Annotated in this window: 40 protein-coding genes; 1 reads left to right on the forward strand and 39 read right to left on the reverse strand. The window is 43.3% G+C overall.

From position 1 onward, the window contains the following. Window positions 1-26 precede the first annotated feature (26 nt). The 37 genes from ABWV76_RS00100 to ABWV76_RS00280 all read right to left on the reverse strand — a co-directional run bounded on the left by ABWV76_RS00100 (window position 27) and on the right by ABWV76_RS00280 (window position 20,876). Complete coding sequence (locus tag ABWV76_RS00100) at window positions 27-503, reverse strand: protein-tyrosine phosphatase family protein (RefSeq protein ID WP_020412361.1); 477 nt, start codon at window positions 501-503, stop codon at window positions 27-29. Between the two features lie 137 nt (window positions 504-640). Beyond that, window positions 641-1,246, reverse strand: a complete 606-nt coding sequence (locus ABWV76_RS00105) for a DUF1287 domain-containing protein (protein ID WP_353374896.1) — start codon at window positions 1,244-1,246, stop codon at window positions 641-643. 133 nt (window positions 1,247-1,379) lie between these two features. After that, on the reverse strand, window positions 1,380-1,676 hold the full coding sequence (locus ABWV76_RS00110; protein WP_020412363.1) for a hypothetical protein: 297 nt from the start codon (window positions 1,674-1,676) through the stop codon (window positions 1,380-1,382). A 104-nt stretch (window positions 1,677-1,780) separates the two neighbouring features. Then, complete coding sequence (locus ABWV76_RS00115) at window positions 1,781-2,206, reverse strand: hypothetical protein (RefSeq protein ID WP_353374897.1); 426 nt, start codon at window positions 2,204-2,206, stop codon at window positions 1,781-1,783. A gap of 414 nt (window positions 2,207-2,620) precedes the next feature. Continuing rightward, window positions 2,621-3,124: a hypothetical protein gene (locus ABWV76_RS00120; RefSeq protein ID WP_353374898.1), complete on the reverse strand. Its 504-nt coding sequence runs from the start codon at window positions 3,122-3,124 to the stop codon at window positions 2,621-2,623. 77 nt (window positions 3,125-3,201) lie between these two features. After that, window positions 3,202-3,639, reverse strand: coding sequence for a hypothetical protein (locus ABWV76_RS00125; RefSeq protein WP_020412367.1), 438 nt, complete (start codon window positions 3,637-3,639; stop codon window positions 3,202-3,204). 188 nt (window positions 3,640-3,827) lie between these two features. Further along, window positions 3,828-4,001: a DUF6881 domain-containing protein gene (locus tag ABWV76_RS00130; RefSeq protein WP_353374899.1), complete on the reverse strand. Its 174-nt coding sequence runs from the start codon at window positions 3,999-4,001 to the stop codon at window positions 3,828-3,830. 76 nt (window positions 4,002-4,077) lie between these two features. Then, window positions 4,078-4,413: a low molecular weight protein tyrosine phosphatase family protein gene (locus ABWV76_RS00135; RefSeq protein WP_020412368.1), complete on the reverse strand. Its 336-nt coding sequence runs from the start codon at window positions 4,411-4,413 to the stop codon at window positions 4,078-4,080. An 83-nt stretch (window positions 4,414-4,496) separates the two neighbouring features. Next, window positions 4,497-4,907 carry a hypothetical protein gene (locus tag ABWV76_RS00140; protein ID WP_353374900.1) on the reverse strand — a complete coding sequence of 137 codons (411 nt, stop codon included), beginning with the start codon at window positions 4,905-4,907 and terminating at the stop codon, window positions 4,497-4,499. A 117-nt stretch (window positions 4,908-5,024) separates the two neighbouring features. Then, complete coding sequence (locus tag ABWV76_RS00145) at window positions 5,025-5,360, reverse strand: hypothetical protein (protein WP_353374901.1); 336 nt, start codon at window positions 5,358-5,360, stop codon at window positions 5,025-5,027. A 90-nt stretch (window positions 5,361-5,450) separates the two neighbouring features. Continuing rightward, complete coding sequence (locus tag ABWV76_RS00150) at window positions 5,451-5,714, reverse strand: hypothetical protein (RefSeq protein WP_353374902.1); 264 nt, start codon at window positions 5,712-5,714, stop codon at window positions 5,451-5,453. 139 nt (window positions 5,715-5,853) lie between these two features. Further along, window positions 5,854-6,285 (reverse strand): hypothetical protein, encoded by a 432-nt coding sequence (locus ABWV76_RS00155; protein WP_353374903.1) that lies wholly within the window; start codon window positions 6,283-6,285, stop codon window positions 5,854-5,856. A gap of 101 nt (window positions 6,286-6,386) precedes the next feature. Then, complete coding sequence (locus tag ABWV76_RS00160) at window positions 6,387-6,713, reverse strand: hypothetical protein (RefSeq protein ID WP_282951323.1); 327 nt, start codon at window positions 6,711-6,713, stop codon at window positions 6,387-6,389. A 620-nt stretch (window positions 6,714-7,333) separates the two neighbouring features. Continuing rightward, the gene (locus ABWV76_RS00165) at window positions 7,334-7,738 is read right to left on the reverse strand and encodes a hypothetical protein (protein ID WP_353374904.1); all 405 of its coding nucleotides are present in this window, start codon (window positions 7,736-7,738) and stop codon (window positions 7,334-7,336) included. Window positions 7,739-7,883: 145 nt separating this feature from the next. Further along, window positions 7,884-8,222: a hypothetical protein gene (locus ABWV76_RS00170; protein ID WP_353374905.1), complete on the reverse strand. Its 339-nt coding sequence runs from the start codon at window positions 8,220-8,222 to the stop codon at window positions 7,884-7,886. Between the two features lie 40 nt (window positions 8,223-8,262). Next, the gene (locus ABWV76_RS00175) at window positions 8,263-8,529 is read right to left on the reverse strand and encodes a hypothetical protein (RefSeq protein ID WP_353374906.1); all 267 of its coding nucleotides are present in this window, start codon (window positions 8,527-8,529) and stop codon (window positions 8,263-8,265) included. Window positions 8,530-8,637: 108 nt separating this feature from the next. Next, on the reverse strand, window positions 8,638-9,162 hold the full coding sequence (locus ABWV76_RS00180; protein WP_353374907.1) for a hypothetical protein: 525 nt from the start codon (window positions 9,160-9,162) through the stop codon (window positions 8,638-8,640). 6 nt (window positions 9,163-9,168) lie between these two features. After that, window positions 9,169-9,546, reverse strand: a complete 378-nt coding sequence (locus ABWV76_RS00185; RefSeq protein WP_353374908.1) for a hypothetical protein — start codon at window positions 9,544-9,546, stop codon at window positions 9,169-9,171. A gap of 113 nt (window positions 9,547-9,659) precedes the next feature. Then, the gene (locus tag ABWV76_RS00190; protein ID WP_353374909.1) at window positions 9,660-9,848 is read right to left on the reverse strand and encodes a hypothetical protein; all 189 of its coding nucleotides are present in this window, start codon (window positions 9,846-9,848) and stop codon (window positions 9,660-9,662) included. Between the two features lie 132 nt (window positions 9,849-9,980). Further along, window positions 9,981-10,379 carry a hypothetical protein gene (locus ABWV76_RS00195; RefSeq protein WP_353374910.1) on the reverse strand — a complete coding sequence of 133 codons (399 nt, stop codon included), beginning with the start codon at window positions 10,377-10,379 and terminating at the stop codon, window positions 9,981-9,983. A 103-nt stretch (window positions 10,380-10,482) separates the two neighbouring features. Then, window positions 10,483-10,713, reverse strand: coding sequence for a hypothetical protein (locus ABWV76_RS00200; RefSeq protein ID WP_353374911.1), 231 nt, complete (start codon window positions 10,711-10,713; stop codon window positions 10,483-10,485). A gap of 883 nt (window positions 10,714-11,596) precedes the next feature. Continuing rightward, the gene (locus ABWV76_RS00205) at window positions 11,597-12,169 is read right to left on the reverse strand and encodes a hypothetical protein (protein ID WP_353374912.1); all 573 of its coding nucleotides are present in this window, start codon (window positions 12,167-12,169) and stop codon (window positions 11,597-11,599) included. A 125-nt stretch (window positions 12,170-12,294) separates the two neighbouring features. Next, a complete protein-coding gene (locus ABWV76_RS00210; protein WP_353374913.1) occupies window positions 12,295-12,849 on the reverse strand; it encodes a hypothetical protein in 555 nt (184 codons plus the stop codon). Between the two features lie 156 nt (window positions 12,850-13,005). Continuing rightward, the gene (locus tag ABWV76_RS00215; protein ID WP_353374914.1) at window positions 13,006-13,389 is read right to left on the reverse strand and encodes a hypothetical protein; all 384 of its coding nucleotides are present in this window, start codon (window positions 13,387-13,389) and stop codon (window positions 13,006-13,008) included. Between the two features lie 112 nt (window positions 13,390-13,501). Beyond that, window positions 13,502-13,966 (reverse strand): hypothetical protein, encoded by a 465-nt coding sequence (locus ABWV76_RS00220; protein WP_353374915.1) that lies wholly within the window; start codon window positions 13,964-13,966, stop codon window positions 13,502-13,504. A gap of 111 nt (window positions 13,967-14,077) precedes the next feature. After that, window positions 14,078-14,326 carry a hypothetical protein gene (locus ABWV76_RS00225; RefSeq protein ID WP_353374916.1) on the reverse strand — a complete coding sequence of 83 codons (249 nt, stop codon included), beginning with the start codon at window positions 14,324-14,326 and terminating at the stop codon, window positions 14,078-14,080. Window positions 14,327-14,403: 77 nt separating this feature from the next. After that, window positions 14,404-14,703 carry a hypothetical protein gene (locus ABWV76_RS00230; protein WP_353374917.1) on the reverse strand — a complete coding sequence of 100 codons (300 nt, stop codon included), beginning with the start codon at window positions 14,701-14,703 and terminating at the stop codon, window positions 14,404-14,406. Between the two features lie 116 nt (window positions 14,704-14,819). Next, on the reverse strand, window positions 14,820-15,335 hold the full coding sequence (locus ABWV76_RS00235; RefSeq protein ID WP_353374918.1) for a zinc-ribbon domain-containing protein: 516 nt from the start codon (window positions 15,333-15,335) through the stop codon (window positions 14,820-14,822). A gap of 99 nt (window positions 15,336-15,434) precedes the next feature. Beyond that, window positions 15,435-15,701, reverse strand: a complete 267-nt coding sequence (locus ABWV76_RS00240) for a hypothetical protein (protein WP_353374919.1) — start codon at window positions 15,699-15,701, stop codon at window positions 15,435-15,437. Between the two features lie 52 nt (window positions 15,702-15,753). Continuing rightward, a complete protein-coding gene (locus ABWV76_RS00245) occupies window positions 15,754-16,257 on the reverse strand; it encodes a hypothetical protein (protein ID WP_353374920.1) in 504 nt (167 codons plus the stop codon). 130 nt (window positions 16,258-16,387) lie between these two features. Next, window positions 16,388-16,741: a hypothetical protein gene (locus ABWV76_RS00250; protein ID WP_353374921.1), complete on the reverse strand. Its 354-nt coding sequence runs from the start codon at window positions 16,739-16,741 to the stop codon at window positions 16,388-16,390. 78 nt (window positions 16,742-16,819) lie between these two features. Further along, the gene (locus ABWV76_RS00255) at window positions 16,820-17,428 is read right to left on the reverse strand and encodes a DUF3239 domain-containing protein (protein WP_353374922.1); all 609 of its coding nucleotides are present in this window, start codon (window positions 17,426-17,428) and stop codon (window positions 16,820-16,822) included. A 105-nt stretch (window positions 17,429-17,533) separates the two neighbouring features. Then, a complete protein-coding gene (locus ABWV76_RS00260; protein WP_353374923.1) occupies window positions 17,534-17,863 on the reverse strand; it encodes a hypothetical protein in 330 nt (109 codons plus the stop codon). A gap of 456 nt (window positions 17,864-18,319) precedes the next feature. After that, a complete protein-coding gene (locus ABWV76_RS00265) occupies window positions 18,320-18,721 on the reverse strand; it encodes a hypothetical protein (RefSeq protein ID WP_353374924.1) in 402 nt (133 codons plus the stop codon). Window positions 18,722-19,348: 627 nt separating this feature from the next. After that, window positions 19,349-19,624, reverse strand: a complete 276-nt coding sequence (locus ABWV76_RS00270) for a hypothetical protein (RefSeq protein WP_353374925.1) — start codon at window positions 19,622-19,624, stop codon at window positions 19,349-19,351. A 93-nt stretch (window positions 19,625-19,717) separates the two neighbouring features. After that, window positions 19,718-20,224: a DUF2199 domain-containing protein gene (locus ABWV76_RS00275; protein WP_353374926.1), complete on the reverse strand. Its 507-nt coding sequence runs from the start codon at window positions 20,222-20,224 to the stop codon at window positions 19,718-19,720. 361 nt (window positions 20,225-20,585) lie between these two features. Beyond that, entirely contained in the window at window positions 20,586-20,876 is a 291-nt protein-coding gene (locus ABWV76_RS00280; protein WP_020411644.1) for a hypothetical protein, read from the reverse strand. Between the two features lie 1,248 nt (window positions 20,877-22,124). Here ABWV76_RS00280 and csrA point away from each other — a divergent pair. Then, entirely contained in the window at window positions 22,125-22,340 is a 216-nt protein-coding gene (gene csrA / locus ABWV76_RS00285) for a carbon storage regulator CsrA (RefSeq protein ID WP_282951306.1), read from the forward strand. A 124-nt stretch (window positions 22,341-22,464) separates the two neighbouring features. Here the strand turns inward: csrA and ABWV76_RS00290 are convergent, their stop codons facing one another. Together ABWV76_RS00290 and bioA are read right to left on the reverse strand one after the other, a co-directional pair. Then, window positions 22,465-22,875 carry a DUF6746 family protein gene (locus ABWV76_RS00290; protein WP_353374927.1) on the reverse strand — a complete coding sequence of 137 codons (411 nt, stop codon included), beginning with the start codon at window positions 22,873-22,875 and terminating at the stop codon, window positions 22,465-22,467. A 397-nt stretch (window positions 22,876-23,272) separates the two neighbouring features. Continuing rightward, the gene (gene bioA, locus ABWV76_RS00295; RefSeq protein WP_353374928.1) at window positions 23,273-24,577 is read right to left on the reverse strand and encodes an adenosylmethionine--8-amino-7-oxononanoate transaminase; all 1,305 of its coding nucleotides are present in this window, start codon (window positions 24,575-24,577) and stop codon (window positions 23,273-23,275) included. Between the last annotated feature and the right edge of the window lie 2 nt (window positions 24,578-24,579).

Raw genomic sequence — 24,579 nt, forward strand, 5'->3', positions numbered from 1 at the left:
TCATCCACTTGTTGCTTAGCGACACTTTAAACCAATCCTAACCACTCTGTTTGTCCCTCTGTATCGGGTACTTGAACACCTCTGGCCTGAGATATGAGTGATAGCGCTTCTTGTGAAGTGAGGCCCGATCTTACCAGTACCGCACCGGCAATAATGCCAGTGCGACCGATGCCTGCTCGACAATGAATTACGACATGTTTACCTAATGAAATCTCATGTAGAAGTTGATCAGCTAGTTCTATCGCATCTTTTGTAACCGGAAGACCTCGATCGGGTATAGGAAAAGAAACATACTCTATCGAATTCTTTTGGCAAAGTTCTTCTTCTGATTCCAATCCAACTTCGCGCTGCTCGAATAATTCTAGAAGGCTCACAATTTTATCAATGCCTAGACGAGCAAGTCCTTGGAATTCGTCTTCGATCCATTCGCCAGAAACAGGCTTTGCCATGACTGACAAAGCACCATTTCCAATATCTTTTACTTTATATGTGGTGGGTAGCATAATCTCCTTGGGGTACGTAACGCCCACGGCAGGGGCGGATTACCTTATACGTTTATTGCGCGAAAATGAGAGTGGAGGGACCAGCGTAAAGCGTGCATAAGGTAAGCCGTCCCGCGGAGGCCCGAAGGGCTGTAGATTTATGGCCTGTACCTATTATATTTCTCAGGGACATACTGGTAGTGTCCGGTTATTTTGAACTCAAATAGCATATCCTCAAGCTCAGGACCGCGCCCAATATTGTGGACAATCATAGGATTTCCAGATTCAGAATGAATAGTATCGGTGACTATACCTATATGAGGTAAGTTACCTGGCAACATCCAAGTTACTATATTTCCTGGTTTGTAGTCATTTGCCGAGTTTGAAACTGTAAGCTCTTTGCCATTTCTTTTAAAGAATGCCTGTAAATTAGGAACCCTGCGATGATCGATATTCTTATCTGGCTTGTTTAGGCCCCAAATTCTATTCGACGGATAAGAGCTAAAATGAGAGCGCATATCTTCATGGACCAAAACCTGAAGGTCCACTCCTAATCTTCTGTAGGATCGAATAACTACATCAGTGCATACGCCTATATTCTCTGGAACGTCCCCTCCAGGGTATGGGATTGAAATATAACGACCATCATATGTGACCGCTTTCTTTATTCTTTCATGGGCGGCTTCAACAAAATCCGTTTCAAATGTGGCGCCGCTTGCGGAGCAAGAGACGAAAAACAAAGCTATCAGAATTTTTCTTTGCATCTTAGCTTCCTAGAGATATAACGTTGCCAACAGGGGCAGCCAGAGCGTTTGCGTGCGAAGCGCGCCGCGTAGACTGCCCAGCCCAGCCCTGAAGGGGATGGGCAAGCCAGTTTGGTTTTGTTAAATAGCTGGCCTACAAACATGTCCCCACCTGTTCTATTGTAGATTTAGCAACTACCCCTTTAGAGTCCGCCTTGAATGTGATGATATAGTGCCATTTACTACAGACAATACCTTCAGTCTCACCAAAGTCTACAATCGTTAATGTATTTTCAGAAGAGTTAAAAATAGGCTCAAACACTTTGTATTTTACCATTAGATAACCAATTTCCAGCCTACGTGACTCGATAGATTCTATTTCTGCCTTCCAGTATTCAACTCTTCTTGGCCCTTCATTACCTAACTCACAAGAGTAAAGAAAAACAACCATTATCAGGGCGCATAAATATTTCATAGGCTATTTAGTGTCTGCCGAAAAAGCGAGCAACTTGTTGCGAGTCCAAAGCGCGAAGCGCGTATTTGCACCGGCGCTTGTTAGTTGTTTTTTTTTAGCCGAAATATATCATCCAGAACAGACTCCCCATGGACAGTAGGTGCTAATTCATACTGCCAATTGCGATCTCTTGAATATGAGTTTGACCAATTCCAAGGATCATTAATGAATTCTACCAAGTCAGGCCCATCCAAAGTCCTCGTATTTTCTAGTGAATACGGAACCTTCGAGTTCGGCTTTAGCTGATACAGAGCCAGCAAGCCTTTCGAATTTAGAGAAATTAAAAGTTCAATAGCCAGCTCAAATTTAGCTACTAGGCTCATTTCAAGATTATCAGAATGAATCTCAGAGATAAACTCAGGAAGCGACTTTCCAAAATCGGTTAACTCTACTAACAAGCATTTTTCTTGATCTGACAAATTGATAGCTTTTTCTCCTTGGGCAACTAACGCTTTTAGCACCTGCACCGTAGGCGCTTAAACTTGTTAAGTTATTGTGCATGCTAAGTCCTTTGCCACTGCTAACCTAACTTGATTACTTTTACTTAGCCCGTGCATGTAGGATTTTAATTCGCTTCTCTCCACTATTGGCGGTTTGGAGTTGTCGTACTTGGCGATCTCTACATCAACTAGGTAAGAGCCACTTATTAACACTGTGTATAAATCTTCGAGCTGCTCTGGTATCCAGTGAAGAACATACGCTGTTTTAGTGTTATGGCCTTTGGCAGTCAATACCTTCCGAAGTTTTGAGTCAGGCTCTTGGATTGCGTCGTTGGATCGTATCAACTCTTTGCGAAAGTCACTTTCCATTTTACTTCCAATTAGCGTCATCTACTCGATGCCTCGTGAAACATAACACCCGCAGCATACTGCCTGCGTTTGTTAAAGGGACTTGGCACACCATTGTGTTACAGCCACTTTAGCGTCAACCTCAGGTTCATTAACCTTTTCTCCAGAGCTAGCAGCGCACTCATTGCTACCACACGTATAGCCAACAGCACGATCTACTTCCCCATATTCTTGAATTAGGCCAACAACTGCATTGTTACGAAGATAAAAACGATTCTTATACGTTCCAGTTGGTACCGCGATAGGAACCGGTACTACCCCTATAAATGCTCCTGCACCCGCCCATGAGGTTCCATCTTTATAAATGAGTACTTTGCATTGCTCAAATTGATCTACAGAATCAGGACTACCCCAATGCTCAACAATTTCAACCTCTGAATAAGGCGAAGCTCTCTTTTCGAAAGAGAATTGATTTCTCTCTTTCCCTAAGCTGAATTCTGTTCTCGCCCATTCGTTTTTCCCATAAGTACCAACAGCCAAACCAACACAGCCAGATACTATGCTTAGAGAAACTAATACGAAAATAGATTTGATCATTGATTTACCTTTAATGCCTTTGGCTGCAGTGCAAGAAGTGTATCTGGGCCGCAATGCGGCCGCACTGCCTAAATTTGTTAAGCTTTGGACCATATTGGATTTTTGATTCGTCCATAACTAAAGAGAGCAAAATATCCTGGAAGTGACATAATATAACCAATAGCTATAGAGATGTGAAATTCACTTTCAGACATACCCATTCTTAAATCAACCTCGGATATAAACATGTAAATAATCCCATAAATAAAATATAGAACTAAAAACATCATCCAGAACTTTGGAAAGAGTATTTGTTTAAGAAAGCAGTAACCGAACAATCCGACAGTTGCAATAACTAAGCTAAAAAGACTTAGGTATTCAGGAATACCTGAATTCTCCGCTACAATATAAGAATAAGAACCAAGAAACGACAAAACCGTAATTAAGAAGAAGTATATCTTCCACCAAATCGACCTTTGCAATTCGCTGCTCTCATCTAAATCTACGCTCGGCGGAGTGTACGGGTTTTCTAACATTAGTTTTTCCTTTAGATAAATTAGCTTAACGCTTTTTAGTAGGCGCGCCGATTTTTGGCGTCACCTGCTTGAACTTGTTAAGAGCTACTTGGCACATACTCATGCCAAAGCAACTCGAATTGTTTTTTTATATTGTTTTTCCCCGAAATCCATCTTGGGAGTTTATTTCTTCAAAAGGCAGTACGACTTCAGTGCCATAACCTCGTATGGAGGCTTTCTGTTGATCCGAAAGCAAAGCCAACCGAACCATCATGAAAGAACTCCAATTTCCTTGCTTCGTAGTCATCTATGCCAATTTCAGACACAATCCTTGTAGGTTCATCATTGAAATAATGCTTCCATTCTAAGTCTATATATCCCATAGGATCTTAACGCCTGCAGCACAGGCGGAGCGTCAGCGACATCCAGCCACCTTGCTGGCGATTGTGCCTGCGTTTGTTATGCATTTTTCTGAAGACGAACATGGACAGAGACTTTATCTTCCAAAATACGGACAAGCACTGGGTCCATCCGGTCATAGTTATCAGGTATTGCCAGGCAAACTAGCTTCTTACCCTTTAGTAAATCCTTAAACTTTTTCATTACCTTATTGCGGTGAGACTTCTCCATAACGAAGATTATGTCAGCCCACTCAATAAGATCGCCGCTAATAGTTGTTTCTGCATCTTTATTTGTGCCGCAACCAATAGCATTGATGCCATCATACTGAGAAAAGACTTCTTCTCCAGTTGGGCTTCTCAATCTATTCTCGCTGCAAACGAATAGCAAATTCATTGAACCTTACCCATTGGTGAATAACGCCGCCGGTAAGCTGTCCCGCGGAGGGCCGCAGGCCCAGAGCAAATTGCCCGGCTTTGTTAAGGGCGCTCACTGGCTAATAGCTCCAGTAGCTTCGCATTGTATGCCTGAGCAAAGTATTTATTGTATTCATGGCTGCCTATGTCTAGCGCAAAATTTTTATAGTGGAGCCCGGTGCCACAAATAAGGAAAGTATTGGGCGCAAAATCCTGTAGGCTACCCTTGAGAGCCAACTCCGAAATCCCTGGGACTTTGTACCCTTCGCCGGGAATGTAAACTTCAACAAATTGCTTGTGATCCTGACGATAGTCACTAAGGGCCTCTTCAAAACCACGGTTAGCAGACGCTATAGGATCATTCGCTATTGCGATCAATTCGTTACTTTTCGATATTTCGACCCAAACCCACGAAACTAGTCCAGCTAATAGAGTCACACCTAAGAAAAATACGTTTTTTATGGTGTTGTTCATTCTGCCCCTTAACGCTTTGCTCAGCCGCCGCCGGAATGGAGTCGCTTTTTGCTAGCGTAGCGTACAACACAAAGCGAGCGGAGTGTAGATGGTCGGATGTAGTAACTTGTTAAAAGCTTATCGGGACCAGTAACCCAAAATATGGTATTTTCCTGACTCTTCAGGTTTTAAGCGAATGCCGAGAGTTCTAAAGCCAGGGCAGATAATCAGAGCACGATTGCTAGCGCTACCATCGCCTATTGGTTGTTTGGCATCACCTTCTAGAATGTTGAGGGCGCATGATGAGGCAATACTTCGCCGCTTATTGAATTCTGCCTGTGTGCTGTTGCCGACGTGAACGAAGCTATCTGTACTCCCAAACTCTAATAGAGATCTGACGGTTGTTGAAAGTGCCTGATCTGATGAGGCACTAGAAGATAGAGTAATCAAAATAAATGCTGCGATAGTTTTCATAACTTTTGACGCCTCAATAACCCGCAGCTGGAATGCAGCGAAGTGGAATGTAAGCTGTCGGGCGCCGAAGGCGCGTAGTTAATTGGTTTGTTAAATGTAAGGCCACACTGCACCTATGATAAGTAGAACTATTGTTGCCACTTGGATTTTATTGGCTTTACTGTGCTCAGCATTGGCTTCAGGTGTATCAGTCACTCCTTCTTGATGATCGAACCCTCCTTCATCAAGATCTTCGTTGAAGATGATGAGGCCATTAATCAAAACAGCGATCATTACCAGTAACATTGCTGTTAGCCAGTAAAATCCCGTGAAGTACTGGATGCCCAAACCAATTAGAAGACAAATAGTAATCATTATTGCTGCGGACCTTAGGTCAATGCCATTCATCTTCGAGTACATTTAACGCCCGCGTAATTGGCTGGGCACGCGAAGCGTGACCAGTCCGGTGGAAGCCCGCAGAGCTGGAATGAAGTTCACGCGCTTATTATGCGCTTTACGTGTCATACACACCACTATCCCATGGCTCAAAAAATGCCATGTAGTTACCAGGCAGTAACTCTACTGACCAAATATCATCTTCGTCCTCAGGCTCTATAGCAATTAGCCCGAATTTAGTTCCATTCAACTCTACAGAAAAAGGCTTAACTTCAATTCTCTCTAAACTTATATTTCCGAGGCTTTCTAATTTAGATGAATACTTTGCCTTTGCTTCATCTACTGAGAACGAACTTCTGGGGCCTAAAGGCTCAATATCTGAATCTACTAAATTACCCAAAGCATCAAATTTGAATAACGCAATATATTCAGCGATACCAGGCTCAAAAGGAGTTGTGAGGAAGAACTGTAACCCGTCTTTGGTAGTTCCGATATGCTGAGCATGATAATTATCATGATCTATTGCGATTAGCTCTGGTTTTCCATTCATGTCTTTGTAACTCTTCTGACACATAACACCGCAAGCAAAGTCGCGCGGTAGCGCGTCCAGTGGAGCGCAGCGGAACGATTTCACCTTGCCTTTTTATACGTTTACAGATCTTCTTCACTTATTTTCAATAACCTACGGCTATCTCCTAACCAGACCTCTGTGCCAGGATACATTCTGATCTCACCGTTATTTTCATTGTTGAACGAGAAATTTAATTCCCCGCTAAATGTAACACCACTAATTTGGATATTGTTAAGTTCATCTCGCAGATAGACATCTGCGGTGCACACACGGCAATCGACGACCGGTGCATCTTTAACAATCCAAACTTTACCGTCAGGAACGACATAGCCTTGCTCTTTACTCAAGGTTAATTCTGCACCGAATGCAGAACTAGAAAGTAGGATTAGAGGGATAATAGTTCTCATATCTCAATTACGTATAACGCCCGCATTTGGGGCAGCCGAAACGCAGTGTAGGCTGTCCTAGCCGCGATAACGGCGAACAACACACGCTTGTTATGTGCATGTACGTACCACCTGATTATTAAAGGTAAGTTCATTGGCATTTAAAGTACAGTTAGTAATCCATCTTGGTCTTGGGTGATATGGAACACATGCAGGCACATCCGCGACAACCCCTTTATTGTCGCCAGAGGTGGCCTCGACAACCACACGTAGAAACGGGCCATATGACCCATTGCTGTTACGAAAGATACCTTGCACTTTAAATTGTGTGCCAGCAACAAAGGATACTCCCGTTTTTTCCATTGGCCCTATTTGAACTCTATCCGATGAAGTAATCAATCTAGAGCTTGCGTATATGCTTTCTCTGCCTTCCCAAAGTTTATGAGGTTCAACCAACTCTAAACATTGCCCAATCAGAGAACTCTCCTGTGGTACAGCTACACATGAAGAAAGTAGAAAAAATATGGGAATAATTAATAGGTACTTCATAGTATCTTTAGCACATAACGTTGTCAGCAAGGGCAGCCGAAGCGGAGCGTAGACTGTCCAGCCCAGCAACCGGCTGGGCGTTGATTGTATTGTTAGGCATTTAAGAAAACCATTCTTTTGACTCTTTTGCATTTAACAGTAGAAACACGAAAAGAAAACACACTGCCCCCCCTATACCCGTGTATATAGAATATACCCTCTAAAGGGGTATAAATACTCATACCTGCAACCAATAATGCCAGAATTAGAAATGTATTCTTCGGATTGTCACTTCTAGTTCGGATTGAGCTTGAAACCCAATATAGAATTCCGGCCCAAACCGGGATAAATAGATAGTTATATATATCGTAGGGCCCTTCCTCCGAGGCATAGGTCAGCTCTTCAATTAGAAAGATCATAAAGCTAAGCACAATAAACCCAAATGCAAAATATATTGTTTTTGGCATCACTTTCGTATCTGTACTTAAATCTGATTCTGGAATTTTGTATGGATCCATGATTTATGCCTAACGCCCACAGCAGAGGCGGCTTACCTTATGCACGTTTTGCGCAAAAATGGGAGCGAAGTCACCGCGCAAAACGTGCATAAGGTAAGACGTCCCGCGGAGGCCCGAAGGGCCGGAGCCTCGCTGCCTGTGATTGTTAGCTTTGATCTACACTCTTTAGCTTAACTCGTGCACCTAGCTTCCTAGCAATACCAGTGAACACAGAGTCAAAGGGATTTTCATACTGAATAAAACGAACCCCATGCTCAGTAAAATGAAAGCGAACTTTCCCGTCGTAAGGAAATCGCTCTAAGTTCATAGAGCTTGGAACCCAGTAACCAGATCCCGGAATCTCAATTTCTAGAAACTCTTTTGTAAATGGGTTTTGCTGAATCAGTTTATCGGTAACTAGAAAGTTCGGCTCTCCACTCGCAACTTCACGCCATTCATCAACCGATATCCTCTCCCCATCCCTTTCTATGATGCAATGCTTCATTGCCTACTCTTAAAGCTAACGCCCAGTTATACGGCTGCTATCAATTCAATTTATCACCACAAAATGGACAGTAATAAACTACCACCATACTAAAATATGTGAACTCTCTAATGTACTCAGATTCGCCAATCTCAACCTCTTTAGCATCGGCAAAATTGAACTTCTGAAATTGCCAAGTATCCTGCGCTTCGTCCTCGCACGCTACACAATGAACAAACCTGTATTCGTTGGGGAAGGGGTTTTCATCACATGTATGTTCGCGATCGTACTCGCTATCGGTTTCCTTACCTAACTCTTTTAGATCCATTTATGTCCACTATTCGCGTATAACGCCCCGCACAGGGGCAGACAAATAAGCGCAGCGCTTTGGCTGTCCCAGCGACCAGCGACCAGCGGGAGCGATTGCTGCGGCTTGTTACACACGCCTTAGCTCTCTTAGTGAAAATCCCAAACCAAATATTGCTAGTGTATAAATAGCTAAAAGTGAAAGCCCTAACTTTAGATTGGTTTCTTCCACAGATTCTGTCCATTCACCTTCATATGACCTGCGAATTGTAACAATTTTACTGGCGCTAGAAACACTTATAAATTGTTTCTGATCATAGGTATTACTGTAATCACATTCTCCATTGATACAGGAGTAGCTGCCAGAACCAAATCCGATCTGAAGCAGTTTAGAGTTTGGAAGGTAATTTCTTGCTCTCTCTACGTGCTCTAAACTTGGATTCAAGTACCCACTCACAACAGAATATATCGGCAAAAAAACAAGCACTAGGCATGGCATTAATACAAAAAATACTACAACTAACTTTCGATTAAGCACTAATTCTCCTTGCCGTGTAACGCCTGCCGTAGAAGCTGACAAAATGGGTGCTTGTTTTGCAGCTTTTTGCAAAACAAGTGACCGTTTTGGCAGTCGGTTGCCGGCACTTGTTAGCACTTTGCATTAAAATTCCTTACTAAAGTCAGGAATACCCAACTCAGCCTTTATTTTTAGAAACTGCACCTCGGAAAATGGCCCCTGTGTAATCTCATCGAGGTTTAGATAGGTGCTATCTTTACTTTTCTCTATGTAAAAGTAGGATATATCTTCAGAACCAATAACTCCTTGCTTTGCTACGACAAATTTGTCATTGCTACCAACCGCTATCACTTCTGAGTCTGCTCTTCCGATTGTATCAGGACCACCATTGATCCTACGGGCCAATGTGACATTGTTTTCCGTATCGATCCAATGAATCTCATATGGGTGGTCACTCCAGAGAACACCAGAATCACATGAACACAAAGTGACCAAGAAAAATACAATTAGTGCTCGATTCATATTGAGTGCTAACGCCCCGCACAGGGGCCGACAAATAAGCGCAGCGTTTTGGCGGTCCCAGCGACCGATGGGAGTAGTTGCTGCGGCTTGTTATGTGAACGCGCAATATGCATTTACCGCTCACTCTCAATCTCTTTCATTTGCTTTTTGTAGCTGCGCCTTTCCCGCTCAGAGTTTTTATATGAGTACTTTTTCCCAAGCTCTTGAGTGTCGGGATCATTCTCGTTCAGCATACGATGCATCTCACGAGCCGACTTTCCGCCATAAACTCCTTTTACGGTTTGATGGATACTTCTACTCATATTCGATGGTTCCTAGTACACATAACGCCCGCAATAGGGGCGACCTATGCTATACACATTTTGTGCGAAACAGGGAGCGCAGCGAATGCAAAAAATGTGCATAGCGTTGGGCGTCCCGCGGAGGCCCGCAGCTTACTGCTTGCGCTTGTTAGCCATTTCTTGGAGCTGCGCCAGCCCTTGTTTACCGATATCACCGAGCGAGCGAGTGTTTGAACAAGAACTAATTTCTGGAATCGAACCAGTTTTCCCAAAAACTACATACTTGTACCCTACCACCATGTGAGACGCACACATATCTTCTGAAAACAATGTATTTTTGACATTTTTTGTATCTGCTACGCCCTTAATTTTCTCTAGTATAACTAATTCGTTTGTGACTACGCCATTGTCACCAAGCGTTGATGACTGAACCTGACCGAGATAAACATAGTCAGACTCCAAATATCTCTTCCCAAGAGGAGTATCTACGCAGTAGCAGCCGAACGCTAACTGAGATATAAACAGCGTTAAAAGTAATATAAAGATCTTCATTCTAAGACGACCTTATGGTTAACGCCCGCCGCACAGGCGAGTAACTTGTTGCAAGTCCACAGCGCGAAGCGCGCATTTGTGCCGGCGCTTGTTATAAGTAATTTCAATCATTCAGACCGGTACCCATATTATCTTCTAGCGCCTCTCCGACTTGGTGGAGTCCAACCACAGTAGTATTCTCGGCCGCCCAATGGAGATTGCCAATTATTTCCCGAATCGCTTTTCTGTCCATATTCAGGCTTAACTGCGCTTCGAGAGACTGCAAATCTCTGGAAAGCTGCATGCAAGAAGTCACGACTACGTCGAGCTTCCTTTTTAGTTCTTCAGGTTCCATTTTTATATTACTTATAATGCCGCTATATGTTGTGCTCAAAGCGTAGCTTTATTTTAGCGTATAATGCGCGAAGTGCATGCCAAAATGAAGCGAAATTTTTAGCATCACGCTTGATAGCTTTGTTATGTTTATTGCCAATTAAAACTACGGAATATTTTTAACACGCCAATAATTATTAAACTAAAAACCACTGGAAATAATAGAAAATACGCTGTTCTATCTACTCCAACATTCCAAAACCATAGTAAGATACACCCTGCGCAATATAAGCATGCAACCAAATCCCATACGCTTATTTCTGATGGATCACGAAATCCATTTGTAAAAACACCAAAAGACAAGCGGACACCTGCAACTAGGTAAGCTGTAGCTAGCGTATAGAATATTGCGGCTTCATAACCTTTCTCGTACCACGTAATGAGATACAGAAGAGGGAGAGAAATTACATGGAACAGGTTAATATTTTTCATATACTCGTTTAAACATAACGTTGCCAGCAAAGGAGGCCGAAGCGGAGCGCAGGCTGTCCAGCCCAGCCCTGAAGGGGGTGGGCGAGCTTGACTGGCCTAGTTATAGCTGGCGCGCTTGGAGCCGACTATTAGCACTTTGTCAGCCACGGCTTGGCTGGCCGCTGCCCAATATTTACGAGGAATGAGTACCGCACTTTCCTCAACCAATTCATATCTTACTGGCACTCCACGAAATTGCAGCGGAATGCCCGTTTCTGCCGCACCTAAGCAAACTCTCCAGGAGAGAAACTGCTTAAATATAATTCAGTAAAAATAGCTCAATACTGGGTGCTACTTAGTGGAACTAAAGCTTCAGTTGCCAAAAAAAATCAATAAAATCGACCGTCACAATAACGCCCAAAGCAGCGGGCGCTTTAGCGGTCCGACTGCCTTTGCTTGTTAACCCTTTCATCCTTCAATGCACTTTCATAAGCTGAAATCCAGATCTGCTTTTCTAAATTCGCCATATAATGTTTTTGAAACTCATCTATCCCGCTAATCCAGGCGTGAATTCTTAGAGGTGCTTTGGCTGTAGTCTTAATAGTAAACCACATCGATACCGGCGAATACGTTATCTCTTCTATTTCGCTCCACTCATATTCTCTGAGCCCTCTCCATCCTGACGTTCCTGCAATGCCACCGGATTTCAGGGTGATCTTTACTGTAAAAAATTCAATATAAAAATAAGCTGTAAAGAGAAAAGCTGCCGAGAATAGCCAAATAACTGCTCGCGCATCTGACTCTGTCTTTATTGGAACGAAGATAAGGGCAAGAAATAAACCACCTATAGATATAATGGAAAGGACGAGACCGGCACCTCTAATTGAATTCGCATACGTAAGAAGAACATCCCCATTCTCCATAGAAACGGGCTTGGCATTCTTTGAGGCTCCAAGCATCAGCGCTAGTACAAAACCCGCAATTGCTGAAATCAACACATAATTCACTCAATACACCTCTGGGTTAACGCCAATGTAAACGGCGAGCGACGCAGGAGCGAGTCCGGCGGAATGCCGTAGGCATGTAGCGATGTTTGACATTTTTGTTAGGCATTTCTAGCACAGCCCCTATTTTACACTGGATATTTTACAAATTGCCGAAGCAGTTTTGGCTGTAGAAACTTGTGATAACATGCACTTGGTGAGCCTTTGGGTTGTATTGAAGGGTAAATCATAGCGTAATCAACAAAGTAAGCTGCATCCTTCAACAAATCCAGAGTATTAGAAGAACCAAGTTTCTCTATTAGCTCCATATGACTCGACTCGGTTTCCTCAACCCATAAACTGACTTTTTCTGTATCAGTTTCGTAGTCAAAGGTAAAAGCGGCCCCCTCAACATACCAGTTATATCTGGATAATTTTTCCCACTCAGTTTCTCCCCTTATATATTGCTCTGCTAGCTCAACGCCCCTTTTACTCTCATTCTGAGGAAGAAGAGGCCAAATTTCGCGACAACAAGCTATATAAAATTTGTATAGAGGCATTTCAATATCCAAATAATCTTTCCAATCATTAGCAGCAGGATATTCTTTAAACCTTTCTGAAACTGTACGAAACGGCTCTTGTCTCCAAACAAACTCAATCATATCTGGAGCGTCGCAACAGTTATTCCATTCGTTTTTAGTCATTTCTGATGATTTATGTCTAGCGCCGCCAGCAGGGGCAGCTTACCTTATGCGAATTTTGCGTAAAAATGGGAGCGTAGCGACCTGCGTAAAAGGTAAGCTGTCCCGCGGAGGGCCGCAGGCCCGGAGCTTCATTGCCTGGCTTTGTTAGGAGCCTGCTCAATCTTGGCAAAATGCCTCGCTAACAACACCGTTTTCGACGGTGCTGATACAACCAAAGGAATCATGCTCACTCGACTGACACAACCCCAGAATCGCAGTTCCGATTTCATGGGTGTTGGGTGTGAAACATAGCCCTTGGCATTGAGAATTATCCGTGCAGCTTTTACCACCATCGATGTAATAAGCGACACAAGAAGGTATACCAAAAATTCCTATACCTTCAACTTTTCCACCAGAGGATACGCAAGCTTCGCTATCTATTTTCGCCCTGGCCTCGCTCCTCATTTTTTCTATAGAGCGCTCCATGCGCCAATCATTCCAAGCATTACATGCACTCAATTGAAAAATGATAATTAAATAAAGTGCTATTCGGATGATCAAGCTCCTAACGCCGCGCTCAGCCGCGGACAATTTTGGGCGCTTTATGCGCGATAATGGGAGCGAAGCGACCGTGCATAAAGTTGGCCGTCGGCCTGCAGCGCATTGTTATGTATTACGCTTCCATTTTCTCGGGAAGGTGCGCCTCTAGGATCTTTACTATCTCCTCGATTTTTTCGGTTTGATAGTAAACAAAAACCTTACCGCGTTTACCGCCATTTGCTACTACAGCATTAATGCCACTATCACTGAAACTATCTATCGATTTTAGCTGACTTAGTGGGAATGACTTCTTCCTGCCCCAATAGTTACGCCCTGCGATCACTCCGTCTTTAATGGTCACATATGCCAATTTAAACCAGAAAGCAATTATAAGAGCGAAAAAAGCTGAGAATAGCCAGCAACCAACGATCAGGCCAAGCATACCCAGCGGTGTTAAATGCTTAAACGTTTCTCCATAATCAAACCCAGAAGATACGTGCCGAACCAACAACATTGCGGTCACTGAAAAAATGATGGTTAAGGACATGTACTTTGTGAGCGAACTCCAAAGTTCTTTCCAATTAACTTCGTACTTCATATTTTCCTTGATGTTGCATAACGCCTTTATAAACGACGTGCGTTTTTCAGCGCGTCCAGTTGCAGCCGTTTTCTGGCTACAACGATGTTTAATAAATTTGTTATACCCTGGCTATTTGTAGATTTTGGGATCAACTTCATATTCTCCACCCATTTCCTTGGGCTTCAAGCTCGGGTGTTGTTCGTAGATGGGGTTCATAAAGCTAGTAAGTAGTTCACCCATCACTTTTCCTGTGGCTTGCTGGTAGTTTTTAAACTCTTGTTCAGAGCATCCATCCTTAATAAGAGCAAGATTATTATCCATTGCAGCTCCTATTTTAAGTGTAAGCAAGCTTGTTTTTTCAGCTAGTTCTCTATCCATAGGTCGTATCAGTATAATGCCGCGCTCTGCGGAAATTTGGGAGCGCCAGCGAGCAAATTTTCCGTAGCAGCGCCTTGTTAGGCTTTGGTAATTTCATGGACCTTGATTCCTGGAAATAGGCCAAATTCACCTGCACTTGAAAGAGCACCTTTAAGTACATACACATCGTCTTCGTTTGCTTCAAATTCCGAGTCAAAGACTGTAACAAGGGCTCTAGGCCCTTCGATGACAAATTGGTACTCTCCTCCCGATAGTTTTGCCACGCCATCAAATTGCTGAGCAAGAAAGCTACCTTTCAGAGATACAATCTCCCCCTCGAACTGTATATCGCTATGAATGCTATCCATAAAGGTATTAGCTTTCTCTAAATCATTCATCTTGCTTCTCAATTTTTCTTGGAGCCTAACGTTGCCAGCAAGGGCAGCCGAAGCGGAGCGTAGGTAGTCCGGTGGAGGCCACGTCTTTTGTGGCCGGAATGTATTTGATGGCCTTGTTACACATTATCATATGTCTCTACAGAACAACCATCACAACTCAGAACACGATTGCCCGTTAGATTGCCTCCGCAATTCAAACATTGTCTATTTCCCTCTAAAGGAAGGACATCTTTGAAAATTTTACTAAGATTTCTTTCTTTATGCTTGATGATTGTAAAAACAAAATATGCTACCGCTAAAGCCACTGCTGCACGTATAGACCAAAGCGTTAAGAGCTCTAGTTTTTCAGTACCATTTGTGAAAAATAAAAAGAATACTAGCGATAGAAACAAAATTATCAGAACTTTGACACTGATAGATGTTTCTCTATTTGCCTGCTTGTCTCTACCGCATTTATTACAAACCCAGACACTATTATTGCCAAGAGGAATTAATGGGATAAAAAACAAGTGAAACCATGAAAACCACTTCCATTCGACTTTAATCTCTTCACTTTTACAACTCTTACAGTACGATTTTTTTATAGCATTCTTTCTTTTGCTAAATTTATGTGTGCCAAAAATATAAAACATGGCTATTCCTTATTGTGATGTGTAACGCCTTAAGCAGCGGCGCACGTTAGCGCGTCCAGCCACGGAGTGGCGAAGCTGCCTTGACTTGTTAAATGTTGTTTACCTACCATAATTTTGAACCGCACCTGTAAGTAGTGCCTCAATGACTGCCTTGGAACTACTTTTAATACCTGCAAATGCTTCAGTGCTTCCCGACTTAGCTAAACACCACATACCATTGATATTTTGAATAGGGTACTTCTCTTCAAAGTCGTAGCTATCTTGCGTTCCTGATTTTAAAACAGCGCGAACAAATTTATCCGCGTGCCTTTGATATTCGCTTTGCTCGTCAGGAGATAGCCTATTGAATGTTCCTACGTCTACCACGATTCCCTCTCAGACATTTAACGTTGTAAGCGCATCCGCCTGCCTTGTCTTGTTAGGCATTTTGGTACGCTGCCCAATGCGATTTAAAAATTGAACCATCATGGTCGTTTATGTTCGTCTTGTGCTCAATTTCGAAGTTCTGTGATTTCTTTGTGATGGCCGATATCAATTCAAAAAAACCTTCTATTGCATCCTGATTCCATTCCGGCCCCATGCGATAATCTAGCGCGAGGCTGTTAGAGAACACGAACAAGCCAAGTTCCGGTAGCTCTTTGCCGCTCGGACTTTTTACATTTCTGAAACAAAGATGAAAAGGTTCAGCTTCACCGGACACAACCAGTTCCGAAGGGTTATCTTCTAATGAGATCGGAACCTCACATAGCTTCGATACAGACCAATAATAAGTATTTTCCGAAGATATGTATCCCGCGTGATTTCTTAGAATCTCATATCCTAGAATTACTTCCTCAGCCGTAAGATTGGCTATTTCAATATCGGGTAGAGAACCATCATTCTCTCCAAAAATCTCTATCAATTCACTCCAATCTTCAATCATCGCTGATGCCTAACGCCCGGCTCATCAGCGCCCAAGCCGGAGAGCTTTTTGTGATAAATTGAGCGCAGAGAAACCTACAAAAAGCGCGTAGGTTTGGGCGTCTGCGTGCAGCCGATTGTTATGTGAATTTCTATGCACACCACTCTCCTAACGCATCACTTGAGGAACAACCGTGCATTTTAATTAATGTAGTATCTTCGCCAAAGCCAAGGGCAAACTCATCTGAGCCTGCGATGGTTAATAGCCATCCACCGGGACCTCTAGAAATTGCCCACACCTCAGAGCCACGATACCTTTCGAAATCACTACTCTGGATGATCGTAGAGGTCACTTTTACACGTACAGGATCAATGACCTCAGTGAGTAATTTCCTTGATAGCCGATCAACATGCTCTTCATAGGTTGTACCCGCTGGAGTGATTATCTGCGGCTCACAAGTTGCTAAAGAGTACTCTATCTTTTTTATGGCTTCAGTACGATTCATTTCACATAACGTCGCCAGCAAAGACGAGCAACTTGTTGCGAGTCCAGTGTGCGTAGCGCACGATTTTGGCTGGCTTTGTTATGCATTTGACCAACCACTTTCACCTGCCATGATTCTGTATAAACCTTCCTTTTTACACTTACCCAGTTCTGAAAGACCTCTTTCTAAGTATCTCCACTGTTCTATGGAATAGAGTGACAAAGCGCTTTCTATTTCTTCTTTTTCCTTAGTACCGTATTCTACAGGAATAGGATGAAAATTATCCCAGTAATCATTTTCCTCATTTTCTTCGGTATAAATGGATGCAGTAGCTATTCTAGCCCCAACCGGGTGCTTGCTTAGGTTTTTAAAGCTTTCTATTTTAATAGCTGGGTAAAACTCGCCATATTTAGTCATGTTCGAATAGACCGCCATCAATGGTGGCTCTGTGGAAATAACCAAGCCTGGCGTTGACTCTGCTTTAAGATGCTCTTTAGCTCTCAGCCAATAAAATGTATTAATTAGCAAAAACAGAAGTACTCCCAGAAGAAACAAGTAAGAGTATTTATACGAAATATATACACATATAAAAACAGAAGCAGTCATAGGAATCACGACATCCGATTTATATTTCATCCAAACCAATGGGTTGATCTTAATGTGAGATTTATTGGTCGGAGTGGTGTCATTATCGAGAGTAAATTTCAATGCTTCGTCCCTATTGGTGCATAACGCCCGCCGCACAGGCGAGCAACTTGTTGCGAGTTCAAAGTGCAAAGCACGTATTTGTGCCGGCGTTTGTTATAAGCAATATCAATCATGGAGGCCGGTACCCATGTTATCCTCAAGCGCCTCACCAATTTGGTGAAGCCCAATCACAGTAGAGTTTTCGGCCGCCCAATGAAGATTGGTAATTATTTCTCGAATCGCTTTTCTGTCCATATTCAGGCTTAACTGTGTGTCCAGAGACTGCAAATCTCTGGAAAGCTGCATGCAACAAGTCGCGACTATGTCAAGCTTCCTTTTCAGTTCTTTAGGTTCCATTTTTCTATTACTTATAACGTCTGGCGCAGCGGCGAAGCACACAGTGCTGAGTCCGGCAGCCAAAGGCTGCGCATTGCCGCCACTTGTTATGTGCTTCATGCCTCGTTCTTCTCTGATAATTTTTTAATCGTGTTAGCATAGTAAATTAAGAACACGCCTAAACATAGCAGTGAAACAATAAAAATATCGTCAAATACTGATTTAATGAATAATAAAGCATGGGTATCAATATGCCTTCCTAGAAACATTCCCAAACTGGCCCATATAAAATACAATAACTTGTGCGGCCACGTTTCAACCCTATCTTTTGGGACCATTTTGTATCCAAGAAGCGGGATGCTGATTATAAATGGAATCAATAGTACAGTATCGTAATAGCCTATATGCATGACCACAAATACTGAAATCAATAAAAAAGCCCCTATCAATCTAAGATTTAGATATTCCTTTAGCATATCAATATAATTCACATAACGCCTAGCCGCACGGGCCGGAGGTCCAAAAAATACGCAGCATTTTTGATCGTGCCGGCTCTTGTTACAACTTTATCTGCTCTTAGTTTGTGTACCACGATCTTTCTTCGGCCGTAATATCCAATATTTCCCAGCTCAACTGCTCAGATACTACTAATACCTTCGCATCGCCTTCCGAAACATCAACATGCCACAGCTCATCAACCTCTATATTCTGTAGAACATCTGAATGTATAAGTCCCTCGAATGAATTCTTCTTTTTCAGGCTTATACTTGTCTCGAAAACAACATACATGGGCAAATCATCAGGATCTTGTTCGACAGAGAATTTTATGGGGCGTTTACACGTTACTAGTACTTTCTTTCCAACACCTACAACATAGAAGACTAAAAGTATTGTGCTGCCATCATTACCGAACTCTACCTTGATATCTAGATCAGCATTATCTAACCACTTCCTACAAATTTCGCTCAGGTCTTTCATAATTTCTAGTTGTAACGCCCGCAACAGCCGTGAGCGTAGCGAGTCGGCTGCTTGCGTTTGTTAGCGCAACCGATCTAGCTCATTCTTTATTTGATTAATTTGTTTTGCAGAGAACACAGACTGACTAAATTCTATGCTGCTTTCACTGCCTATTATGCAAATAGTCATTGGCCACCACCCCTTAACTACATAATCCTTATACTCAGAGATAGGCATGTAGTCAGACCCTAACAAGCTACGAAAAACTATTGCATCTTCAGTAACTAAAAATGAGTACTCCTCGACCTTAGACTTACCACTATTAAATACTGCGAGCCAAACTGTTACCCCAATTGGAATGATGAAAAGCCCTGTCACGTAGAATTTATATATTTTTGAGGAATGTCCTTTCCAAAAAATACCATTGCAATCGATACCAAGCAAATACCAATTAGAGAGAGGACTAAGTTATCTAATCTATAGATAAGCCCTTGGACACGAGTTTGTACAACTTTCATACTCATCGCTCTTATGACGCTAACGCCCGCGTCAACTGCCGGAGGCTACTGGCGCTTTTTGTGCGGAACGCACAAAACGTGACAGTGGCCGGAGGTCAGATTGCACTCGCTTGTTGTGTAAGTACCTGAACTAATCTTCAAGCTTACCAAAAGTCCACTCAGCATTTATGCTTTTTCTTTCAGCATAAGTACCTGGTTCCAAAACTGTAAGGTCATTTATGCTTTCATCTCTCTTTATTAGATGGCCTGCACCTATGAATCTTGGCTCACTGTTTTCCATACATTCCTGAACGCCACATAAAAACTGCCAACTACCATCCGTATCTCTACAAGAATCTAAAACAGGTCTAGAGCCATCAAATACATGTGGGCAAACATACACCCCGTAGTCATCTCTAAATTTCACACGATCTCCTTGAGCACATAACGCCTTGCCCACAGGCAGCTGAAACGCAGTGTAGGCTGTCCAGCCCCAAAGGGGCGATTGTGCGGCAACTTGTTAGCCATGCATGCAAATTTCTGCAATATTCTGCGCCTTTTCTATGCTGATACCATTAATAAAGTCATTATAAAACTCATGCTCAGCTTTATGTAAACACAGTGTTGGTCTTGAACCTTCGCTTTGTGGGTTTACATCTGTTGCTAAAGAATGAGTGCTTTCATAATAAGGAAGTTCACTGCAGAACCAACCAAAGTAACCTTTACCAGTATCTGGTTCGTCCCAAGTCTCAATATAATGATTGAAGCTTTGTTCACTTAAAGATACCCATACACCCCACATGAATGGGTCTGCTACACCGTGAATAGGTATTTCTATTATTACTCTTGCAAAATAATGTGTGCCATCTTCATCTGTGTAATAGCAAAGGTCATCGCTGATCTTTCCTTTCTCTTTTATTTCATCTGGTTGTGACATCCACGGATCAGGAGCTTTGAAACCAAAGCTTGGAGAGCCTTCGTGGACTTCACTGCAGCATGAACATGTAAAGCTAAATATTCCTGACATATCTCTAATTCTTTATTCGGCTAACGCCTAAATCAGGTGCGCCGTAGGCGTCACCTGGATTTACTTGTTATGTGCCTGATGCTCATTGCGTACTTGAATCTCGTTTAGACACCCTTCACAGATCGCCATGATTTGTGCGTAACCTTCAGATATATCATTCCATTCACCCTCAGCCATTAACACAGTGTCGCACTCATGGCACCAAGCTTCACGAAACGGAAATTCAGGATCGGGATTATCGTTTGCTTCTATAAACCCTAAGTTCACCCCATGCTGGAGATGAGAGCATATGAAAGCAGGTTTCTGAAGCCCATGTTTAGTGCACTCCATCCTACTGTTTTTGTTTAAAGGTTCACCCATTTTATGCCTTATTGGGGCTAGTTATTTTAAATTCAGCTGATTCTGAAAATGGAGTTTGAACAAGGATAGAAAATTTATAGCTCTCATTGTTGTGGTAAAAATCGATCTCCATCTCTTGCGTTGCTCTCCATGAGCCTTTATCTCTAGCATCTTTTTCAATTTGATCAGTCAGGTCACTATCACAACGAAACTCACCAGAAATTGCGTTCCCATTTGAATCAAAGTATATGGTTTTCAATTGCACTTGGTAAATATAACCAGAGTCAAGGCTGATATTTGCAGATGATCTCATTATTTAATTTTTCTCCATTCAAACTCTCAGCTTCAACGATTGCTGGAGATTTGGTAGCACATAACAGTGTATTCAAAAGCAGCTGCATTATATCACCAGCCGATATATCCCAAGAGAAGAAAACTCCTCTAGCCAGAAAAAAATCGAATAAATCAGTATGTTAGCCAACACTGGTGGAAAATTACTCTAGTGGATATAGTGCGGCTGCATTATATCCTGATATTTTGCTGCTTTTGATCACAGGCGTAAATCATTCAAAATCAATGAGTTAGCGCTTTTTCTACTGTGGATATGTGCGGTTGCTCTTGATCTTTGATGTTGGCAGTACGGAAAAGCAACAAAATGTATATAAAATCAGCAGGCTCAAGCAGTTAAGGATGATATTTCCCCAAAACCATCTGTCAAACCAGAGCGTTTGGTGGATGTTCTGGTGCGGCCTTTTTAAATAGGGGTTACCGTACCATAAGGCTTGGATCCTAAATGATGAGTGAAAATAGCACTATCACTACGAATAGAGTGCCGACCTAAATACCACAGCAATATATTAAAAGTCTGTAAGATATTTTGGCTATCGAGAGATCTTTTCTATTGATGCGTGGAAGGTATTTCAAGTAGCAGTATTACTATTGTTTTTTGCATTCTAACGCGAGAAACGGTGAGGAGTGTTAATTTAAATGGCCATTTTTATGCACAACTGAAATTTTTCAAAGCATGAATAATAATTAAAAATATAGGCACAAAAATGATCTTATTGGATTTTATTAAGTTTGTTTTAGTGTCAAAGCTGCGTAAAATCGATAGATCTTTATTGTTATTCTGGTCGTAACTAAGAAGCCATCTGAAGCCAATAATCAAAGCAGCTCGATTCAAGAGAGCCGAGAGAATCAAGAAACCAAGATTTCTCTTAAAAATCACCCCCTTAAAGGAGAACGGTCGCGTGAAGTAAGAAATAGTAAAAGGCGCTGACCCAAGGTGCTGGAACACCTGGGGCCAGCTAACCAAATTGATACACACATTATCAAGATGGCTATATGCATAGTACGCTAGAAACCCGCTCGTCTTCAATAAAGTGGAGCACAATCAGCGGCTTGGAGAGATTCCCCAAGCCCTGGGGGCGTTGCGTCTGCCTTTTCTTTTTCTACGCCTACCGTTCTCGCGCACCACTCCGTATTTCCTCAAAACGTTACTATTTAAGCTTTCCCGTCGTGGAAGGTCTACTTATGGCTTGAGTATCAGTAGGACATAAATATGTTGGTCTTAAAGCGCCGGACAGGCGAAAACTTACGGATTGGAGCAAATGTCTCAGTCACGGTATTGGAAGTTAAGGGTAATCAGGTGAAGATAGGAATACTTGCTCCAAAATCCTTACCCGTACACCGCGAGGAGATTTATAGGCGGATCAAAAAGGAAGGAAGTATGGGCAATGGGTATCGTAAAGAATCTGATCGAGGTTGTGGCACCTAGCCATGAACGAGTGGTGTTATTATTGAAGGGCTAACTACTGATAGCTAGCCCTTCAGTTTTCTATCGTACTAGACGAGCCTTTCGCTGCGAAAAGAAACGCTGTTTAAGCTCGGGATTGAGCTTATTAATGATGCTTAAACCCAGCGGCAAATTTGTCTGCTAATTTAAAGTATTCCTTCAGGTCCTTGCGGGTCTTTTCTACACGGTTGTTTTCGGAGTTAAGATGGATGTTCTCCACCACAACGGCAATTTCTTTTGCCAGCTCTTGCTTCTCACCCTTTAAGTTCTCTGCGAAAAACTCAACGCTTTTTTCAAGCGTGTAGGTGATGGCATGAATCTGGTGAAGCTCAGCAGCATCAAGCTTTTGCTTGCCCTTAATTTCTGCTGTTTTCTCAATGAAAATCTTCTTGGCATCCTTCATCGAAGTAACATCCGCTACCTTGAGGTGCTGAATGGGTTTTTCTCCTGATGCATCGCTAGCTTGCGCCGTGGTAGCAAAAGTAACCGCAAAAAGTAATGCAATTAAAATTCTCATTTTTCCTCTCTAACGCCCAAGCAGTAAAGATTGAAAAGGCATTGATCGGGCGAGGTGAATGCCTAACATTTAACTGTGATCACTTTGATTGCTATCACAAATGAGGATAACTATCATTAACATTTATGATACAGGAATTTTTAGGGGCTCAAAACATTTCTGGCAGAAATTGCGATCAAGCTGATCGAAGCTTGTAAAGACGAAGAAAATTGAATCTGCGAACGACGAATGCGGGAGGGGTCAACGGAGGTCTTTAGCCTGGAAGCGGCGCCCCCGTGTTAAGGAAAGTCATCAGATAGCCATCTGCTCGCAGCAGCAACTGTGAAGGTTATTGACAGAAAGAGCCGGTTAATCCGGCATTATTGAGACCGGCTTCACAAATTAATTGGTACGAAGGCTAGGAAATCTCCCCCAGTACATCAACCATTGCCGAAGTTAGTTGGCTAAGGTCTTCTTTAGAAATCACATAGGGCGGCATGGCGTAGACCAGCTTGCCGAAGGGACGCAGCCAAACGCCGCGTTCGATTAAAGCTTCCTGCACCTTGGCCATATTCACTGGCTCACACATTTCCACTACCCCAATAGCGCCAAGGGCCCGAACATCGGCCACACCCGGTGCGGATTTTAATGGGGCCAGCTGCTCGGTCAGCTGCTGCTCGATCACTGTGACTCGTTCCTGCCAGGGGCTGCTGAGAAGCAGCTGGATGCTGGCATTGGCAACGGAGCAGGCCAGGGGATTCCCCATAAAAGTGGGGCCGTGCATAAAGACTCCGGCCTCGCCATTGCAAATGCCTTCGGCAATACGATCGCTACACAGTGCGGCCGCTAAAGTCATGGTACCGCCGGTGAGTGCCTTGCCGAGGGTGAGAATATCCGGGCTGATCGCGGCGTGGTCGCAGGCGAACATTTTGCCACTGCGGCCAAAACCGGTGGCGATTTCATCGGCAATCAGCAGCAGGTCGTATTCGTCACAGAGTGCTCGTACCCGGCGCAGGTAATCTGCGGAATAAAAGCGCATACCGCCGGCGCCCTGTACTATGGGTTCGAGGATCACCGCAGCCAGTTGGTCGCTGTTTTGCGCAATCAGTTGTTCCAGTTCACGGATATCTTCTTCCGGGCAGGTTTCGCCGAAAGGGGTTTGCGGGGCGGGGGCAAAAAGGTGTTGGCTGAGCTGACCGGCAAACAGGTGGTGCATACCGGTAACGGGGTCACAGGTGGCCATGGCCCCAAAGGTATCGCCGTGGTAGCCATTGCGCAGGGCCAGCAATTTATTCTTGCCCGGCTTTCCCTGGGAGTGCCAAAACTGCAGCGCCATTTTGATGGCGACTTCCACAGAAACAGATCCGGAATCAGCGAGGAATACGCGGTTGAGCCCAGGCGGGGTGATTTCCACCAGCTTTTTGCACAGCTCAATGGCCGGTTCATGGGTGAGGCCGCCAAACATCACATGGGACATCTTGTCCATCTGGTCGCGCATGGCCTGATTCAGCTCGGGCACATTGTAGCCATGCAGGGCACTCCACCAGGAGGACATGCCATCGATAAGGCCGCGGCCATCTTCCAGGAAAATTCGAACCCCTTCAGCCCTGGCCACCGGATAAACCGGCGGCGGGTTGATCAGCGAGGAGTAGGGGTGCCAGATATGTTTGCGGTCGAATTCCAGGTCCATAAAAACTACATCTTTATTCTCAAGAGCCGACATTC

Origin of the sequence: Microbulbifer sp. NBRC 101763, from assembly GCF_040371615.1 — a bacterium.
In the GTDB taxonomy this organism is placed as follows: Bacteria; Pseudomonadota; Gammaproteobacteria; order Pseudomonadales; family Cellvibrionaceae; genus Microbulbifer; species Microbulbifer variabilis.